Below are 17,932 nucleotides of genomic sequence, written 5' to 3'. Positions count from 1 at the left end.
AGGCGCGGTGGCGTTTCGGGGATCAGGTGCGCGCGAGGCTTATCAGCGCGCTTTCCATATCGTCAAGCAAACGTGCCCAGCCGGTATCAAGTGTCGCTTCCCGGGCGATGAAGACATAATCCCATCCGGGGCGGCCATGCTGGGCCAAGAGGCGGCGGGCAGCTTCGCGCAGGCGGCGCTTGGCCCGGTTGCGTTCGACAGCGCCACCAACCTTTTTCGTTGCCGTGTAGCCCTCCCCGACATGATCACCGGTTTCATCACCGGGCCGGGCGCGCGCCTGAACCACCACCGTCTTGCGCCGCTCGGTAATCCCGTCGCGGACATAGGTGAACTCGCGGCGTCGGCGAAGCCGGCGCAGTTCTGGCATGGGGGTGAGATCGGGCGACATTACCGCAACGCCGGAAAAACCGGCGCAGGCAAGCTCCGTCAGGCCGTCAGCGTCTTGCGGCCCTTGGCGCGGCGGCGCGCCAGAACCTTACGGCCGTTCTTCGTGGCCATACGCTCGCGGAAACCATGCGTGCGCTTGCGGCGAAGGTTGCTCGGCTGGAATGTGCGTTTCATAGGTCTGCCCTGACGGCTTGAATTCTGGAAACCGCGGCCAATACAGGCCGCGCGGGGGAAGGTCAAGCGGGGCCTGCGGGATTTACCCCTCCCCGGCTGACAGATTGCAGCTCTACTGCCTGAGCCCGGTTTACACTTTCCTCCCACACACGGTGTTATCTGTAACGCAGCATCTGAAGGCAGAGGGGTATCGATGATCCGGTTTGGCGCGTTTCTGCTGGGGTTTATGGGGTGTGTGGCGGGTATCGCTCAGGCGCAGAGCCCTCAGCCGGTTCCGGCTCATCCCCCGGTTCAGGCCTCCGTTCTGGTCGCGCCGCAGCCTGTAAATTTTGACCGTCTGGACGAAAGACTGACCCGGCTCTCCCGGGAGACCGACATGGTCGGGCTGGCCGTGGCAGTGATCGAGCGGGGCGAGATTACCTTCGCGCGCGGCTATGGCGTCACCGCCTATGGGGAAGATCCTGTTACGCGCAATACCGTGTTCCGCTGGGCTTCGCTGTCGAAAGGCGTCGCCAGCAGCCTGACGGCAAAACTCGCCAATGAGGGCCGCTTTGCGCTGGACGATACCCTTGCCTCGTTCAAGACCACCCTGCGCCTGCCCGGCAAGGGCGAAGAGGCGGCCACTCTGGAAGACCTCCTGGCCCACCGGGTGGGCGTTGTGTCCAACGCCTATGACACGATGCTGGAGGATGGCCGCAACCCGGCTGATATCCGCCGCAGCCTCGCCGGCCTGAAGGTTGTCTGCCCGATCCGCGATTGCCACTCCTATCAGAATGTCGCCTTTGATGCGGTGACCGAGATCGTCGAAGCGGCCACCGGCATGTCCTATGGCGCGGCCGTCGATGTCACCCTGTTCAAGCCGCTGCAGATGACCACCGCCAGCACCGGCCGCGCCGGGCTCGTCGGCTCTGCCTCCTGGGCCAAGCCCTATGAAATGAAGCGCGGCGCGCCCCAACCCGTCCGCCAGACCGTCAAGGAGCCCTATTACCGCGTGCCCGCCGCCGGCGGCGTCAATGGCTCGATCCTCGACCTGGCTCAGTTTGCCCGCGCCCAGATGGGCCTGGCGCCCGATGTGCTGACGCCTGAAACCCTGGTCACCCTCCACACGCCGCGCGTCTACACCCCGCGCGAGCAGTCCCGCCTGGGCAACCAGTACGAAAACCGGATGCGCGACGCCCGCTACGGCCTTGGCTGGCGCACCTACAAATACGACATCACCGGCGCCCGCGTGGTGGGCCATCGCGGCGCGGTGGAGGGGTATCGCTCGCTGATGCTGTTTGATCCCGAGCTCGATTCCGGCGTGGTGGTGCTCTGGAACTCCAATTCCCGCCGCCCGGTCGGCATCGAGCTGGAAGTGATGGACATGATCTATGGCCTCCCCCCGCATGACTGGATGCGGATCGACCCGCCCGCCGCCGGGGCCGCGAAATAGCCCCCGTTTCCCTCGCGGCGCTTTTGGCCTAAGTCTCCGGCCGTGAGCGAGCCTGACCTGTCCCCGGACCAAGCCCCGCAGCGCCGCGTGCGGCGCCTGACGGAGAGCCTTGCTGCGCGCCTCTTCGCCCTGACGCTGGGCGCCATCCTGCTGACTGAAGCGCTGGTCTTCATCCCCACGGCCGGTAATGTGCGCACCCAATGGCTGACCGAGCGCGCCCAGGCCGCCCGGATCGCCGCCCTCGCCCTTGAGGCAGCGCCGATGCGCGAGGTCTCCGAAGAACTCTCCAGCAGCCTGCTGGAGAAGGCTGAAGTGCTCGCCGTCACCGAGGTGGAAGATGACATGCGCTTCCAGCTGCTCGCCCCGGCCATGGAAATCGAAGAAGCGCCCACCCGCATCGTGGACCTGCGCGCAGCCGGCATGATGGGCCGCAGCGCGGCGGCGCTGGGGGAATATTTCGCGCCCGAAGGCGAAATGCTGGTCATCCTGGCGGAAGGCTCCGAAAGCGGGCGGGTGATCGAGGTTGTGGTGCCCCAGGCGCCGCTCAAGACAACGATGGTGGAGCTTGCCTGGCGGGTCACCGGCTTCTCGCTGATCATTGCGCTGGTCGCAGCCGTGGTGATCTACCTTGTGCTGAATGCCCTCGTGGTCGGCCCGGTGCGGCGGGTGACCGTCAGCGTGGAACAGTTCAGCCGCGACCCCGGCAGCTGGACCCGGCGCCTCTCCCCCACCAAGCGCCGCGACGAGATCGGCCGCGCGCAGAACGCCCTTGCCGGCATGGAGGAAGTCGTCGCCGACTCCTTCCGCCAGCGTGCCCACCTGGCCGAACTTGGCAGCGCCGTGGCCAAGATCAACCATGATCTGCGCAATTCCCTCGCCTCTGCCCAGCTCGTCTCTGACGGCCTTGCCACCTCTGAAGACCCCCGCGTGCAGCGCGCCGCTCCGCGCCTCAAACGCGCCCTCGAACGCGCCATTGAACTGGCCACCGCCACGCTCGATTATGGCAAGGCCGCCCCGCGCGCGCCGGTGATGCAGACCGTGCGCCTGCTGAGCGTTCTGCAAGGCGCCGCCGAAGAAGCGCTGGTGGAGAACGGCGTAAAGACGCGGATCGATGTGCCCGAAACCCTCGTCATCCGGTCCGACGCCGACCATCTGCACCGCATCGCCGCAAATCTCATCCGCAACGCTGCCGAGGCAATGCGCCAGGTGAACACACCTGACCCAGAAATCCGGATACGGATAGAAGGCGGCGCGCTGATGTTTGCTGACAATGGCCCCGGCGTTCCGGAAAAGACGCAGGAAAATCTCTTCCGCCCCTTCTCCGGCTCCGGCCGGGTGGGCGGCACGGGGCTCGGCCTGGTGATTGCCCATGAACTGGCGCAGGCCCTGGGCGGCAATCTCACGCTCGCCTCAACCGGCCCGGATGGCACCGTCTTCCGCCTCGCCCTGCCGGGCCTTGCGGCATGAACGCCTACGCCCCGGCGCCCGCGCCGGTTTCCTACATATATTGCGACGATCACCTGATCCTGATCGACAAACCCTCCGGCCTCCTCTCCGTACCCGGACGGGGCTTTGAGAAAACCGACTGCGCCATCGCCCGCGTGCAGTCAGAGTTTCCAGATGCCCTCACCGTCCACCGGCTGGACATGGCCACCAGCGGCCTCCTGCTGATGGCGCGCGGCAAGGACATGCAGCGAGCGCTCTCCGGCTTCTTCGAGCGCGGCGAGGTGGAGAAGGCCTACCTCGCCGATGTCTGGGGCGCGCCCTCCCCCACCCGTGGCGAGATTGACCTTCCCCTGATCACGGACTGGCCAAACCGGCCCCTGCAGAAGGTCGATCACGACATCGGCAAGCCGAGCCGGACACTCTATGAAACCCTCAGTGTTCAGAATGGTCATGCCCGCCTGAAGCTCACCCCGCTGACCGGCCGCTCCCATCAGCTGCGTGTCCACCTTGCCACCATCGGCCACCCGATCCTGGGCGATGAGTTCTACGCTACCGGCGAAGCCCTCGCCGCCCGACCGCGCCTGGCGCTGCACGCCGCGCTCCTTGCCTTCGTCCATCCGGCAACGGATGAACGCATGGAGTTTGAAGCGCCCTGCCCGTTCTGACGCTGTTATATCCTGGAAACCAACACACAGAACGAGGCATCTTCCACCACCCGATCTGCTCAGTCTGTGCCCCCAGAGTGAGGCGGCCGTCTCCGCCCGGTCCGCGCGATCAAAATCGCCCCCATCAGGATCAGGATTGCGCCCGACGCGAACACGATCAGGATAGTACGGGCCTCCAGAACAATAAGCGTATCCAGCCCGACCTTGCCCGTTTGCCAATACAGCCACTCCCCGCCAATCTTTCGGGCCAGTGTCGCGCTGCCGGTTTGAAGCACGACGATGCCGTTGCCTGTCGCAGGATCAATCCGCGCGGTGGTGTTGATGGCGGGGTAGTTGCCCCCATCATGGCCGATCACATAACCCCCGGACCCATTGGGCGCGTAGAGGGTTGGCCCAAGCCCCCAGACGGGCAGGCCATACAGAAACGCTTCCGGCGCGTGCATCTCTTCAAGCGTGGCGCGGCTGAGCACACCGCGCCCGGGCGGAGCCCCCTCCGGGCCGTCAAAGTCAGCCTGAAGGAAGCGCGCCATATCCGCAGCGGACGTATAAAGGGACGCAGCCCCCGTCGCAGTGAACCGGTAGTGCGCCGCCAGTGATCCGCCTGCTGAATAGAAATCAACCAGCCGGCCCGGGTCTGGCTCAACAAATGTGGAGCCGGTCATCCCAAGCGGCTGAAGCACCGCGCGCTGCATATAGTCGTTGAACGGTTCCTGCGTCACGTCCTCAATGAGCAATTGCAGGATCAGATAGCCGCCGCCGGAATAGCGCCAGGCGGACCCCGGCTCAGCGCCGACCTGCACACTCCCATTCGCTCCCGGCATCACGTCTCGCGGTTGCGCCAACTCCTCTTCGAGTGTGGGCAGAGGCTGCCCCTCTTCAAAGCCGAGGAATCCCAGGCCATCGGTGAGACCGGCCGTGTGGCTGAGCAGTCTGCGCACGGTAACCTCCTCATTATTGAACGGCCCCGGCGGAAGCTGCCAGCGTGTAAGATATTGCGACACGGGCGCATCAAGATCGACCCGGCCCTGCTCGGCGAGCGCCATCACGCCCCAGGCGGTGACCCATTTGCTTATGGAAGCGATCTGAAAGAGCGAGTTGCCGTCAACGGGCCGCCCATGAGACGCGAAGTAAGTTTGCGCTGTGTGGCCGTTCTCGAGCAATATGATTGCAATATTGCCCTGCGATTCCGACGCATACTGGGCCTCGGCCCATTTCAGGAAAGCCGCCGTATCATCTTTGGCCGCCGGCATCGGCCGCAACCAGCCTTCGCGCGCCCCCAGCACCACGAGCGCCGCCCAAAGGGCGAGAACAGCAAGGGCCGCGGCGGTAATCTTGAGCAACCTTTTCATCCTTCATCGGTGCACTTGCGGCTAGCGGCGGTCAAGCACGCGACAAGCAGCGACCGGCGTGGCCGGAAACCAAATACCGGTGTTGACGCCCCCGCTCTGCTCATATATTGAAAAACGATAAGAACCTGAGGAGCCACCCCATGCATGCTGAACTCGTTCGCGTCGCGCTGCACGAAGTCGATATCAAGATCGTCTCAGGCGAGCGGATGCATGTGCTGCAATGGCGGCGCAACCTGCTCTGGGATGAAGTGTTGCTCGATGGCAAGCGCCAGGCGGCGAGCCACGGCCTCTGGGGGCGCGAGAAGGTCTATGGCCTCGTCTTCGGGCGCGATCTTGAGGGCAAGGGCGGCGAGCAGGTGATGTTGATCCTCGATCCGGCCCAGTCCTACGATTTCAGCCATGTCGGCGAGCGTATTCGCGGCGTGCGCCTGGAAGGCAAGAATGGCGCGCTCGTCTCCTATGGCTCGCTGGAGGCCAACGCCCTCAAGAAACCCGCCACCTTCTCTGACTGGATGAAAAAATCCATGGGCATGGATTGGGGCGAGGAAACAGGCCGCCGCCCCAACTGACCGGCGCAAACGCATCCTGCATTGACCGATTGACGCCACATTCCTGTGCAGGTTCCCTCTCCTAACCGGAGAAGGAGGCCCCCCTGCATGTTTCATCGCGCCGCCGACACGCCTGATCGCAAGACTGCCCGTAGACCGCTGAGGAGCGCGCTTTGCGCCGGGCTTTGCGCCGCAATCGCCGGGCCAGCGGCCGCTGACGATCTCACCCTGTTCCTGGAAGATTTCTCCGCCGTCATCAGCAAGGTGCAACTGGCGCGGACCATCACTCTCCTCTGCAATGAGCGCGATCCCGAATACGCTGCCGCGCGCAGCGCGAAGACAGAGGCCTGGGAATCGGAAAACGAAGTCGCCCTGTTCGACACACTGATCGAAGGTGTCGCAACCAAATACAGCCAGCTGCGTCCCGAGCTTGAAAGCATCGGCGCGCAGGCACGCACCCAGATCCTGCCTCAGCTTGAGGCCGAGCCTGAAGCCTGCGGAAAGATGGACGAGCTTCTGGCCAAGGAGGACATGACCCTCCGCCCCAAGATCCGCAGCCTGCTGCAGAAGGCAGACGACCTGGGCGTGCGGCTGGATTCTGCTGCCCCAGAGGCGCCGCCGGAAATCATCCCGCTTTCCCGTCTCTCGGCAATGCTCTTGGATCTGATGGAAGAGGTGGCCCCCGCCGAAGAGGCCTCCGCCAACCGGAAAACGCGCGAGGCGCGCGGCGATTATGCTGAAACCTGGCTGCAGGCACGCGGCCCCCTCTCCACCTTTGGCCGCGTCATCAGCCAGCGCGATCTGCGCGAATGGCGCGGCGATCATCAATCCCGCTACACCCTCTCCTGCCGCAGCTTTGCCAACGATGCCGAGGAGACCGCCTTCGCCGCAGCCGCCGGTGAAAACCGGGTTGTCACCGGGCGCCTGCGGCATTTCGTGGAAACGCAGGATGGCGGCACGATCACCCTGGACGCCTGCACGCTGGCGCCGGCCAAGCTGCAACCTGCCCTGATGCTCCAGCCTGAGGATGTCGCAGGCCTTGTCGACCGTCCACTGGATGTCAGCGAAGCTTATGCCGGTCCGCGCGCCGGCCCCTCGATGCGCAGCATCGATCGGGTGATCTATGACGCAGACTTCTCCACCCGTATGGACGGGTTCGGTAATGGCTATGTCGACCGGAACGAAGCGATCTATGTGCTGCAGAAAGATGGCAGCGCCTTCCTGCATGAATGGCCCTTCCCGGTCACGGATGTAAACACCGATCTGCTGCGCAAGCGCGAGCCGGGAAAATGGTATAAATGGAGCGCGCGCGGCAAGGATATTGTCCTGCGCCCCGCCGATGGCGGAGAAATCCTTATACTGAAGGCACCCGCCCGCTTGCGCCCCATCGGCAATGGCGCGCGCCTGGACAAGGAATACTATTACCTCCAGATCGCCATGATGGGCGCGCGCAGCGATCGCAGCTACGCTTTCCGGCAGAATGGAGAGCTGGACTTTACCCGCAGCGGTTTTGTTGCCGGCAATATTGGCGCCTCCTACATCATCGTCAGCGGCGGCAAGGGCGATGATCGCCAGACAGGCCAGAAATACCGCTTTGAGGATTATGCCCTGATAATCGAAACGGCTGAAGGCGAAGAGCGCCAGTTCTTTGCCATCCGAGACGGCGACAAGCCTGCCGCCCCGGAAGAGATCTTCGTCAAGGGCGAGGTGTACTGGGAGAAGGGCAAGGAGGAATAATCCCGCCTAATTTTCCTGCGCGATCCGCACGAGGTTTGCATCCATCTCTCCGATGATCGAAGGCGCATCGGCCGGCCGGTCATTGGCATAGACGGCAAAGATCAGCGTCTGCCCGCTGCGCGCCGTCATGAAGCCGGAGAGCGCATTGACGCCGTGCAGAGAGCCTGTCTTGGCATAGACTTTCCCCTCCAGCGGCGTGCCCCGGAACCGGCGCGCCAGCGTGCCGCTTTCCCCGCCCACCGGCATCAGGCCGCGCCAATCCTCGCCCCAGGCCTGCCGGGCGGCCCATTGGAGAAACTGCGCCATGCCGCGCGGGGTCACGCGGTTATAGCTGGAAAGGCCCGAGCCATCGAACAGCTCCGCCTCCACAGGCGTCAGCCCGGCCTCGGCCACCAGCGCGGCCAGCACCTCCTGCCCGCCTTCGGGGGAAAGCTCCCCCCGCGCCAGCGCAATGCGGCGCAGCAGCAGCTCGGCATGAAGGTTCTGGCTGTTCACAAGAATACGCCGCAGACTGTCCATCAGCGGCGGCGGTGTCAGCTGCGCAATCAGCACCGGCGCGCCCTGCCCGGCGCCAAATTCGGCGGGCTCATGACGTGCCCGCATCCTGCCTTCCACGGCCACGCCGCGTTCCGTCAGCAGGCGGAAGAGGCGAAAGGCTGCCGTCTCCGCCGGGTCGCGCATTCCCACGGCATAGGCGCGCGGGGCGGCGCCCGCCGGGATAGATCCGGTCAGCCGCAATATCTCAAGGCCCGGCACGCGCCCCATCCGCAGCGTCTGCTCGGTTCCCGGCAGGCCGGTGATCAGCTGGTTATCAACCGTCAGCAGGTCATCGCCCGCCGCCCAGTCCGCCGCTGCCGGATCGCCCGGCGCCGCCCCTGGCGCTACAATCAGGCTCAGTGCATTCTCGTTGACCGAAAGGGCAGAAACCGGCGCGGCATAATACCAGACGAAATTGTTCCAGCTCCACCCCTGCCCCCAAGGCTCGGCGGGCAGCAGCGTATCGTCGCCGATAATGTCGCCCACGCGCGTGATCCCGGCAGCGGCCACCGCGTCCGCCAGCTGATGCAGGCAATTGTTCAGGCAGTCCGGCCGGTCAGCCAGCATGGGGTCGCCCGCTCCCATCAGCACAAGATCGGGCGCCGCCCCTTCTCCGCGCGGCGCCAGCCACAGCGATGTGCCCGCCGCCGGATCGGCCACATCAAGCCCCGCCAGATACTGAAACGCTGCCGCCGTGGTGAACACTTTGGTGTTGGAGGCCGGGATGAAGCGCTCATCGGCATTCAGCGAAAACACCTCCCGTCCGTCCAGCGTCATCACCACCGCGCCCCAGCGCACGCCGGCCACCTCCGTCTCGGCAAACGGCGCCGGCCGGGGCGGCTCTGCCGGCGTCGTGGTGCAGGCAGCAAGCCCCATCAGCGCAGCGCCGGTGATGGCCTTCAGCAAGCGGGGGAAGTTCATCCGTAACCGTCCTTTTATCTCTAGAGGCGCTTCTTGGTGCGCCCCTCATGCGCGCGGGCATTTGCCGGGTCGTCCGGCCAGTCATGCTTGGGATAGCGCCCGCGCATATCCTTGGCCATGTCCTTGTAACCTGCGCCCCAAAAGCGCGCGAGATCCTGCGTCGCCGCCGCCGGCTTCATGCCGGGCGAAAGCAGCTCCACCGTGACGGCCACGCGCCCCGCCGCAATCTTGGGATGCTCGGTCAGGCCATAGAAGGCCTGCGCCCGCGCAGACACCAGCGGCGCGCGCGGGTCCAGCCAGTCCACCCGCGCGCTCTGGCCAGAGGGCAGCTCCAGGCTCAGCGGCGCATGGCTGCGCAGCGCTTCCTGCACCGGCCAGTCCAGCGACTGCACCAGCGCCTCGCGCACATCATGGGGCTCGGGCACCTGCGCCCCGCGCCGCTTCAGCGCCGGCTTCAGCCAGTCTGCCGCCGTTTCCGCCAGCCCCTCAACCGTCAGCCCCGGCGCCTCGATCAAGCCCGCCTCTGCCAGAATGCGCAGCCGGCTCAGCGTCTCCTCGATCACATCGCCCGCGCCAATGGCGCCAAACCCATCTGCCTCAATCGCCGCCAGCATCGCTGCCGCCGCGGCCTCTGCCGAGGGCTTCGGCAGAGGCGCCTCCGAAAGCACAATCGCGCCCAGCGCCTTCACCCGGCGCGCGGTGAACCGGCCCGTCTTCGGATCAAACGCCGCCCGTTCCTCGGTCACCGCCTTCTGGCTCGCCAGCGCTTCTGCCTCGCTGAGCGGAAGGCCCAGCAGGATGCGCGGCTCCTTCGCTGCCCCGCCCAGGTCTGCCACGATCAGCCAGTCTGACTTCGCCAGAAGATCAGAGGGCTGAACAGCGGCTGCCCGCCCCGATGCCATCAGATAGCTGCCCGCGCTTCCCGGCCGCCGCCGCGCCACCTGATCGGGCCAGGCTTGGCTGAGCAGCTTTGCCAGATCCCCGCCGGGCGCTGCGCCCCCGCCCCAGCTCTTGGCCTGCTGCTTCAGGGACCGGGCCCGCGGGCTGCCATCGGCGCGGAAACGCTGCAGCCGCTGGGTCAGATCGCTGCTCTCCCCGCCCATGCCGCGCTCGCCCATCATGGCGGCAATCTCGGCGGCCAGCGCCTTCTCTGCCGGGCCTGGCGCGGAAGCCACCAGCGCGGCAAGGCGCGGCGGCAGGGGCAGGCGCGCCATCTCCCGCCCCCGCGCGGTCAGCGCGCCATCTGCGTCCAGCGCGCCCAGCGCCGTCAGCAGGGCGCGCGCGCCTTTCAACTTGCCCGGCGGTGGCGGGTCCATCCAGGTCAGCGCCGCCGCGTCCTGCGTGCCCCATTCGGCCAGCGTCAGCGCAAGCCCGGAAAGGTCCGTCACCAGAATTTCCGGCGTCGGCGCCGCCATAAGCCCGCGTGTCGCCGCTTCATCCCATAGCCGGTAACACACGCCCGGCGCCGTCCGCCCGGCCCGGCCCCGGCGCTGGTCGGCAGAGGCGCGGGACGCGCGCACGGTGGTGAGCCGGCTGCCGAGCCCGCCCAAATCTTCCTCCGCGACGCGCGAGAGGCCAGAATCGATCACGATCCGCACCCCCTCAATCGTCAGTGCGCTTTCGGCAATGTCGGTGGCCAGAACAATCTTGCGCTTGCCCGGCGGCGCGGGCGAAACCGCCGCGTCCTGCTCCCCCGGCGAGAGCGCGCCATAAAGCGGTGCCAAGATAACATCCGGCCCCAGCCCCGAGAGCGCCTCCGCCGTGCGGTTGATCTCCCGCGCCCCCGGCAGGAAAGCCAGCACAGACCCTGCCTCCTCGCGCAGCGCCTGGCGGATCACCTTGGGCATCCGGTCCTCGATCCGCTCGTCAGACTTGCCGAGATAGCGCGCCTCCACCGGATACATACGTCCTTCACTCTCGATCACCGGCGCATCGATGGCGCGCGCGACCGCGGCCGTATCCAGAGTGGCAGACATGATCAGCAGGCGGAGGTCCTCGCGCAGCACAGACTGCACCTCCAGCGCCAGCGCCAGGCCAAGGTCAGCGTTCAGCCGCCGCTCATGGAACTCGTCAAACAGCACCGCGCCCACGCCGGAAAGTTCCTGATCGGCCAGGATGCGGCGCGTGAACAGGCCATCGGTGATCACTTCGATCCGCGTGTCCCTAGACACCTTCCGGTCGACGCGCGTGGTGAGGCCAATGGTCTGGCCCACCCGCTCGCCAAGGGAGGAGGCCATCCGCTCGGCCGCCATGCGCGCGGCCACCCGGCGCGGCTCCAGCAGGAGGATCCGCCCTTCAATCACCCCCGGCCCGCCCAGCAGGCCCGCCAGCGCCAGCGGCACGCGCGTCGTCTTGCCCGCGCCGGGCGGGGCGGCCAGCACAAGGCGCGGCCCGCCCGCCAATGCCCGGAGGATTTCCGGCATCACTTCGTCAATGGGAAGGGCATCGGCGTGCATCATCTGCCCGCTGATAGGGCGCCCCCTGCCCTGATGGCAAGCGCCGGCATCCCTGCTGCAGTTCCGGCAGTTGCCATTGCGGCGCCCTCCCCCTACCGTCCCGGCGGGTTCTAACTGGGAGTTGCGTATGAAGGGCTGGTTCGCCATTGATCTCTGGAAGCGGGTGCTGGTCGGCCTCGTCGTAGGCACGCTGATCGGCCTTGCCCTGCGCTACGGCCTCGGGCCAGAGCGCGCCGGAGAGTTCGTCACCACCTGGTTCAAACCTGTGGGCGACGCCTTCATCAACCTCATCCGCATGCTGGTCGTGCCGCTGATCTTCGTTACGCTGGTCTCCGGCGTGCTGGCGATGGGCGATCCCAAACGTCTCGGCAGTCTCGGTGGCCGCGCCCTTGCCCTTTATATGGGCACCACAATGGTCGCCATCTGCTTCGGCCTGCTGATGGGCACGCTCGTCCAGCCGGGCGCGGGCTTTGACACCTCCATCGCCTCAGCCGCAGATATTGAAGAGACCCGCTCGCGCCTCGCCGTCAACGCGCCCGCTGGCAGCGTCGGCGAGCAGCTTGTCCGGACCCTGCTCTCCATCATCCCGTCAAACCCGGTCGACGCCTTCGCGCGCGGCGACGTGCTGCAGATCATCTTCTTCGCCATCCTGCTCGGCGTCGGCATCATGATGACCGGCGAGATGGGCAAGCCGCTGGAGAAACTGTTCAACTCCGGCGCCGAAGCGATGATGAAGCTCACGCTGATCGTGATGGAAACAGCCCCCTTCGGCGTCCTCGCCCTGATGGCCTGGGTGATGGGCGACCGGGGCCTCAGTGTCCTCACCGTGCTCGGCAAGATGACGCTGGCCCACTACACGGCCTGTATCCTGCACATGCTGTTCACTTACGGCTTCATCGTGAAAGGCGTTCTGCGCCTGCCGCTGATCCCCTTCTTCCGCGGCGTGTTCGATGCGCAGATGGTGGCCTTCTCGACCTCCTCCTCCAACGCAACCCTGCCGATGAGCATCTCCTGCGCCACCAAGAATCTCGGCATCGGCAAACCGGTTGCCTCCTCGGTGCTGCCGCTCGGCGCCACGATCAACATGGACGGCACCGCGCTCTATCAGGGCCTCATCGCCCTCTTCGCCGTGCAGGCCCTCGGCATCCCCATCGATCCGGGCATGTATGTGACCATCATCATCATGTCGACGCTGGTATCGATCGGCACCGCCGGCGTGCCCTCGGTCAGCCTGCTGCTGGCCACAACCACGCTCAGCATCGTCGGCGCAAGCCCCGATCAGATCGTGCTGATCATCGCCGTATTGTTCCCATTCGACCGTATCCTCGACATGATGCGCACCGTCACCAACATCACCGGCGACCTCGCCGTCTCCACCGCCGTCGCCAAATGGGAAGGCGATCTCGACGAGGAAGTCTTCCGGGCGACAGATCCGGTCTGATCTTCACCCCCTTCTCCCCCTGGGGAGAAGGGGGGGGGTGAGGGGTCGAGGCAACCAAAGACATCACCGGCAGAATAAAAAGCCCGGCCGTCTTTCGAGGGCCGGGCTTTTCCTATGCTTTGGGCGCGAACTCAGTGCGCGGTCGGTTGCGGCTCGAAGCTCGTCTGGCTCGGCGGCAGGGACGCCGTTACCGGCGCCTGCGAGGGCAGCCAGCAGGTCACTTCCAGGCCCCCGCCATCGACCGATTTCATGCCCACCGTACCGCCATGCAGATGAATGAAGTGCTTCACCAGGGCGAGCCCCAGGCCCGCGCCGCGCTGATCGCCGGAAACAAAGCTGTCAAAGCTCGTCGCGCGCTTGTCTGCCTCAAGGCCAGATCCATTGTCGCGCACGCTGAGGGTAATCATGTCGCCCATGCGCTGGGCCGCCACCACGATCTCCCCGCCCGGCTCGGTAAAGCGCAGCGAGTTGGAGATGAGGTTGAACAACACCTGCTTGATCCGGCGCTCATCGCCCCGCATCTGGCCAAGGCGCCCGGTGATCTCGGCGCGCACCGAGACTTCGGTATCCTCCGCCTTCGATACAACCAGCTCAACGCTCTGATGGATCACCTCTTCCAGGTCCAGTTCGCTCAGCTCCAGATCAAGCCTGCCAGCCTCGATCAGCGCCAGATCCAGAATATTCTCGATCAGCTTGTTGAGATGATCCGACGCTGAAAGGATCGCGCGCACATGGTCTGTCTGGCGCTCCGTCAGCGGACCATTGCGCTGGGTCTCCAAGAGCTCGGCATAACCAAAGATCGTCGTCAGCGGCGAGCGCAGCTGATAGCTCACATTGCGCACAAACTCGGTCTTCAGGCGGTCAGCCGCTTCAAACGCTTCGGCCCGGTCGCGCAGCGCCGATTCCACCCGCCGCGTCGCCGTCACATCGGCAAAGGCGATCATCGTGTTTCCATCCGGCAGCGGATGGGTGAGGTAAGTCAGCAGCGAACCATCCGAGCGGCGCATCTCACCGGTGGTGGACTGGCGGGCGGACGGGTCGGTGATGTGAACCTTGATGCCTTCCCAGATGTCCATGTCATGAAACAGCGGCACACAGCCCCGCACCACATCGTCATAATCCGGCTTGTCCTTCAGCCGGTCAGACGGAATGTCCCACACCCGCTCAAAGGCGCGGTTATGCAACTTCAGCCGCCCGTCAGAGCCGAACACGGCGACGGCCTCATGCAGATTGTCCAGCGTCGAAGACTGCGTCTTGATCAGCGCATTGAAGCGCGTCTGCAGCGACAGATGGTCGGTGATGTCCTTGAACAGGACCAGCAGCCCGCCCATCGGGTGGCGCTGGCGCGTGACAGACAGCGTGCGGCTGTCCGGCAGAGACCACTTGTCTTCCTTCACCCCGTCAATGTCGAGATAATAGGAAATCTCCTCGGCGCGCCATTCGGCATAATTCGTCCGCGCCGGGAGTTTCTTCTTCTCGCGCAGGCGGTCCAGAAGCTGGCCATGATTGGGGCGGTCCAGAAGGAAGGTCTCCTCCAGATCCCACATGTCGCGGAAGGCCTTGTTGTAGAAGTTCAGCTTCCGGTCCGGCCCGAAGATCGCCACAGCATCGGCCACATGGTTCAGCGTCTCGTCATGGGCGCGCACATGGCGGTTGAGCTCCTCGCGGGAATTCTCCTGCTCGGTCACGTCAAACGCCATACACCCCGCCCCGCCCGACAGCGGGAAGGTCAGCACCCGCATCGCCCGGCGCTGATTGTTGATCACGATATGCCGGGTCTCGTCATGCTCGGCCCCGTCGGTGATCGTCTTGCGCGCCTGCTCGTTGACCGCCTGGTCCAGCATCACCTGCCGCTCCAGCACCCGGTCAAGGTTTCCGCCGTCCACCGCTTCGATATAAGCGGGGTTGGCCCATTGCAGGCGTCCCATTCCCGAAACCCGCCAGGCCGGGAACGGCGCCTTGCCCAGCATGTCGAGGAACGCCGTCGGGTCGCGCGCAATCACCTGCCGCGCCTCTTCCAGCTTGCCGCGGGCCGAGCTTTCCTCCAGCCCCTTGATCGTCGTGTCGTTGACCCACACCACCGCGCGCACGCCCGCCGTGCGCCCGTCCGCCTCCAGGAAGCGGCCCGAGGGCCCGATGATCGTCAACGAGAAAGGCTGCCCGCTCTCGCGCAGCTCCCGCAGGCGGATGCGCAGCGTCGTGTCCTGGCCCGCCGAATCGCGCGCCTCCAGATCGGCCAGCCCCTCGACGATGCGCACCGCCGGGTCTGGCGAAATCGCGTCATCGGTAAAACTGAGGAGGCCTGCCAGCGCCACCGGCGACCCATAAAGCTCCGGCGGGGTGATCTCGTCCCCGTCCAGCTCCAGCGCGTCGCCCTGCCAGACCAGAATGACGCCCGGATGGGCCCCTAACACAGATTTAAGGCCGGCATTCTCCGTTTCCCGGTCCCCGGCCACTTCGCGGTAGCGCTTGGCCGCCCCGCGCGCCCCGTCTGACACCCTGAGCGCCCAGAGCAGCGCCCCAAGCGCCAGCAGCGCGGTGCCAATAGCCATCAGGATGGGCATCTGTTCAGCGGTCATCGAGCTACCGGGCCTCTATATATTGGCAAATCATGCCGACCATTGCCGGCCGCGCGCAGAAAAGGCGCCGCGACTCGCGAGGGGTTTATACTGGTTAATGAATGGTGCCGCGAGCGTTAAGGCGGGGTTAATACTGAGTTCAGCACGCTGCCTGCAGAACAGTCCGGCGGTCGGGCCAGCCTGCAGATTGGTGTTGCAAAACAGCCACACCCACCTAGGTTAGTTCGATCGGCCTTTCAGGAGCTATCCCGTATGCGCGCCCTCCTTGCCAGCCTTGCCCTGTCCCTTGCCCTGTCCCTTGCCCTGCCGATGACCGCGATGGCCTCCGGCGATGGAGACCTCGCTGAAGCCGACGACATCGTGCGCCTGCCCGGCCAGCAGGCCGCCGCCCGGCCCGAAAGAATGCCCCTCCCCGGCAGCCAGCCAGGCGACAAGCCCAAACGCCTCGTCCCGGGCGGCGTGCTGATCATCAGCTTCGATGCCAATGGTGACGGCGTCATTTCCCCCGAAGAACTGCGGGAGGGCATTTCCGCCGCTTTCACGCAGGCCGATGCCAATGGCGATGGCCAGATCTCGGCGCTGGAACAGCAGGCCTGGGCCGCCAGCTTCCCGGTGCGCGACGATACCCTCGCCAATCCCGTCCGGTTTGACCCCAATCTCGACCGGATCGTCACCTATGAAGAATTCTACACGGTGATCCTCCAACTCGCCGCCCAGTATCAGGACAGCGCCGGCAACATCGCCGCCGCCGGCCTCACCGCGCCCGACAAGCCGGAGAAGGAAGACCGCCGCTTCGCCCAAGGCGGCAGCCCGCGCGGCGAAGGCCCGCCCGGCGGCCCCCAGCGCTAAGGCGCCCGCCCCCACCTTGACTTCGCGCGCGGTTCAGGAAACCCGTTTCCGCCATGACCCTGCCTCCCCTTCCGCCCGTGCGCGGCAAACTCATCCCCGGCGCAGAGCTTGCGCCCTACACCTGGTTCCGCGTCGGCGGCCCGGCAGACGCCCTCTTCCTGCCCGCCGATGAGGAAGACCTTGCCGCCTTCCTGAAAGCGCTGGACCCCGCCATCCCGGTCACCGTCCTCGGCGTCGGCTCAAACCTCATCGTGCGCGATGGCGGCATCCCCGGCGTCGTCATCCGCCTGATGGGCAAATACTGGGGCGAGATTGAAGCCCTCGACGGCATCACGCTTTCCGCCCGCGCCGGCGCGCTGGATCTTGCCGTCGCCAAGGCCGCCGCCGAAAACGGCATCACCGGCCTTGAATTCCTCTCCGGCATCCCCGGCTCGCTCGGCGGCGCCACGCGCACAAATGCCGGCTGCTACGGCGCCGAGCTGCGCGACCGGCTCGTTGCCCTGCATGGCTTCCGCCGCGATGGCAGCCCGGCCGCCTGGCGCGGCCCCGGCAAGCCCGGCGCCCTGCCCGAGGCCCATTTTTCCTACCGCCACACAGACCTGCCGGACGATCTCATCGTCACGCGCCTCATCCTGGAAGGCACGGGCACGGATGATCCGGCCACCATCAGTGCTGCCATCGCCGCCCTTCAGGCCCGCCGCGCAGAGACCCAGCCCATTAAAGAGAAAACCTCCGGATCCACCTTCGCCAACCCCGACCCGCCGGGCACGCCGGACCAGCGCTCGGCCTGGAAACTGATCGACGCGGCCGGCTGCCGCGGCCTGAAAGTCGGCGGCGCCCAGGTCTCCCCCCTCCATTGCAACTTCCTGATCAACACCGGCACCGCCACCGCCGCAGACCTCGAAGCCCTCGGCGAACTCGTCCGCGCCCGCGTGCTGGAAACCTCCGGCGTTGACCTCCGCTGGGAAGTCCGCCGCATGGGCCGTGTGCAGAGGGTTTAGGTCGATCCCGTAGGGCGGGTTAGCCGAAGGCGTAACCCGCCAACCTATTTGCGCCATCCAATGGCGTCTGACGTGCTTTAGCCCGGCATCTCACCCAAGTGGCCGGAGAGTATCCAATCTTCAACGCTTATTGGCTTCTCGGATGTGCCGTTCGTGTGAAATCGATTCGCGATTGCATCACATCGATCTGCACTTAAAGTCACGCCGATTGAGCCATCATAATTACAATAGTGAAGGCTTCTCTCAGGAGCTACATTTATGCGACTGGTGTTGCGCAATCCAATTAGATCGCAATTTGGCCCAGAGAATGCAAAGCCAGCTGCATAAATTGTATCGGCAGTTTTGACCCAACCGCGAGCGTCCTTACGCGCCTTTAGTACCGCAGCGTTGAACCACGCCGGGTTTGCCGG

Annotated in this window: 15 protein-coding genes; 8 read left to right on the top strand and 7 right to left on the bottom strand. The window is 65.6% G+C overall.

Annotated features, from left to right (window positions below):
• Positions 1–22: 22 nt before the first annotated feature.
• The gene (gene rnpA / locus HPO_RS01675) at positions 23–388 is read right to left on the bottom strand and encodes a ribonuclease P protein component (protein ID WP_035593777.1); all 366 of its coding nucleotides are present in this window, start codon (positions 386–388) and stop codon (positions 23–25) included.
• Between the two features lie 38 nt (positions 389–426).
• Positions 427–561, bottom strand: coding sequence for a 50S ribosomal protein L34 (rpmH, locus tag HPO_RS01670; protein ID WP_035593776.1), 135 nt, complete (start codon positions 559–561; stop codon positions 427–429).
• Between the two features lie 193 nt (positions 562–754).
• On the opposite strand from rpmH, the gene HPO_RS01665 reads away from it, so the two are divergent.
• From HPO_RS01665 to HPO_RS01655, 3 genes are read left to right on the top strand one after another with little or no spacing between them, the layout of a single operon-like run.
• Positions 755–1,993: a serine hydrolase domain-containing protein gene (locus HPO_RS01665; protein ID WP_035593774.1), complete on the top strand. Its 1,239-nt coding sequence runs from the start codon at positions 755–757 to the stop codon at positions 1,991–1,993.
• 42 nt (positions 1,994–2,035) lie between these two features.
• Complete coding sequence (locus HPO_RS01660) at positions 2,036–3,460, top strand: sensor histidine kinase (protein ID WP_035593772.1); 1,425 nt, start codon at positions 2,036–2,038, stop codon at positions 3,458–3,460.
• Positions 3,457–4,104, top strand: a complete 648-nt coding sequence (locus HPO_RS01655; RefSeq protein ID WP_035593769.1) for a pseudouridine synthase — start codon at positions 3,457–3,459, stop codon at positions 4,102–4,104. The genes HPO_RS01660 and HPO_RS01655 overlap by 4 nt, the downstream gene beginning before the upstream one ends.
• A 59-nt stretch (positions 4,105–4,163) precedes the next feature.
• Here HPO_RS01655 and HPO_RS01650 read toward each other — a convergent pair whose 3' ends face one another.
• Positions 4,164–5,453: a serine hydrolase domain-containing protein gene (locus HPO_RS01650; protein WP_035593767.1), complete on the bottom strand. Its 1,290-nt coding sequence runs from the start codon at positions 5,451–5,453 to the stop codon at positions 4,164–4,166.
• A gap of 140 nt (positions 5,454–5,593) precedes the next feature.
• Here HPO_RS01650 and HPO_RS01645 point away from each other — a divergent pair, with 140 nt between their 5' ends.
• Both HPO_RS01645 and HPO_RS01640 read left to right on the top strand, forming a co-directional pair.
• Positions 5,594–6,022 (top strand): hypothetical protein, encoded by a 429-nt coding sequence (locus HPO_RS01645; protein WP_035593765.1) that lies wholly within the window; start codon positions 5,594–5,596, stop codon positions 6,020–6,022.
• 87 nt (positions 6,023–6,109) lie between these two features.
• The gene (locus HPO_RS01640) at positions 6,110–7,738 is read left to right on the top strand and encodes a hypothetical protein (RefSeq protein WP_051612167.1); all 1,629 of its coding nucleotides are present in this window, start codon (positions 6,110–6,112) and stop codon (positions 7,736–7,738) included.
• Between the two features lie 6 nt (positions 7,739–7,744).
• Here the strand turns inward: HPO_RS01640 and dacB are convergent, their stop codons facing one another.
• Positions 7,745–9,196 carry a D-alanyl-D-alanine carboxypeptidase/D-alanyl-D-alanine endopeptidase gene (gene dacB / locus HPO_RS01635; RefSeq protein WP_035593763.1) on the bottom strand — a complete coding sequence of 484 codons (1,452 nt, stop codon included), beginning with the start codon at positions 9,194–9,196 and terminating at the stop codon, positions 7,745–7,747.
• 20 nt (positions 9,197–9,216) lie between these two features.
• Positions 9,217–11,655 (bottom strand): ATP-dependent helicase HrpB, encoded by a 2,439-nt coding sequence (hrpB, locus tag HPO_RS01630; protein WP_084324096.1) that lies wholly within the window; start codon positions 11,653–11,655, stop codon positions 9,217–9,219.
• Positions 11,656–11,779: 124 nt separating this feature from the next.
• On the opposite strand from hrpB, the gene HPO_RS01625 reads away from it, so the two are divergent.
• Positions 11,780–13,093 (top strand): dicarboxylate/amino acid:cation symporter, encoded by a 1,314-nt coding sequence (locus HPO_RS01625; protein ID WP_035593761.1) that lies wholly within the window; start codon positions 11,780–11,782, stop codon positions 13,091–13,093.
• 131 nt (positions 13,094–13,224) lie between these two features.
• Here HPO_RS01625 and HPO_RS01620 read toward each other — a convergent pair whose 3' ends face one another.
• A complete protein-coding gene (locus HPO_RS01620; RefSeq protein ID WP_035593760.1) occupies positions 13,225–15,672 on the bottom strand; it encodes a sensor histidine kinase in 2,448 nt (815 codons plus the stop codon).
• A gap of 252 nt (positions 15,673–15,924) precedes the next feature.
• On the opposite strand from HPO_RS01620, the gene HPO_RS19485 reads away from it, so the two are divergent.
• Positions 15,925–16,521, top strand: coding sequence for an EF-hand domain-containing protein (locus HPO_RS19485; RefSeq protein WP_051612166.1), 597 nt, complete (start codon positions 15,925–15,927; stop codon positions 16,519–16,521).
• 53 nt (positions 16,522–16,574) lie between these two features.
• The gene (murB, locus tag HPO_RS01610) at positions 16,575–17,522 is read left to right on the top strand and encodes a UDP-N-acetylmuramate dehydrogenase (protein WP_035593759.1); all 948 of its coding nucleotides are present in this window, start codon (positions 16,575–16,577) and stop codon (positions 17,520–17,522) included.
• A 77-nt stretch (positions 17,523–17,599) separates the two neighbouring features.
• Here the strand turns inward: murB and HPO_RS20850 are convergent.
• On the bottom strand, positions 17,600–17,932 hold a 333-nt coding region (locus HPO_RS20850; protein WP_206742109.1), incomplete at its 5' end, for a hypothetical protein.

The sequence above is a fragment of the Hyphomonas polymorpha PS728 genome, assembly GCF_000685315.1.
In the GTDB taxonomy this organism is placed as follows: Bacteria; Pseudomonadota; Alphaproteobacteria; order Caulobacterales; family Hyphomonadaceae; genus Hyphomonas; species Hyphomonas polymorpha.
Note: the sequence above shows the minus strand (reverse complement) of the source record. Positions and strands in the feature narration are given on the sequence as shown.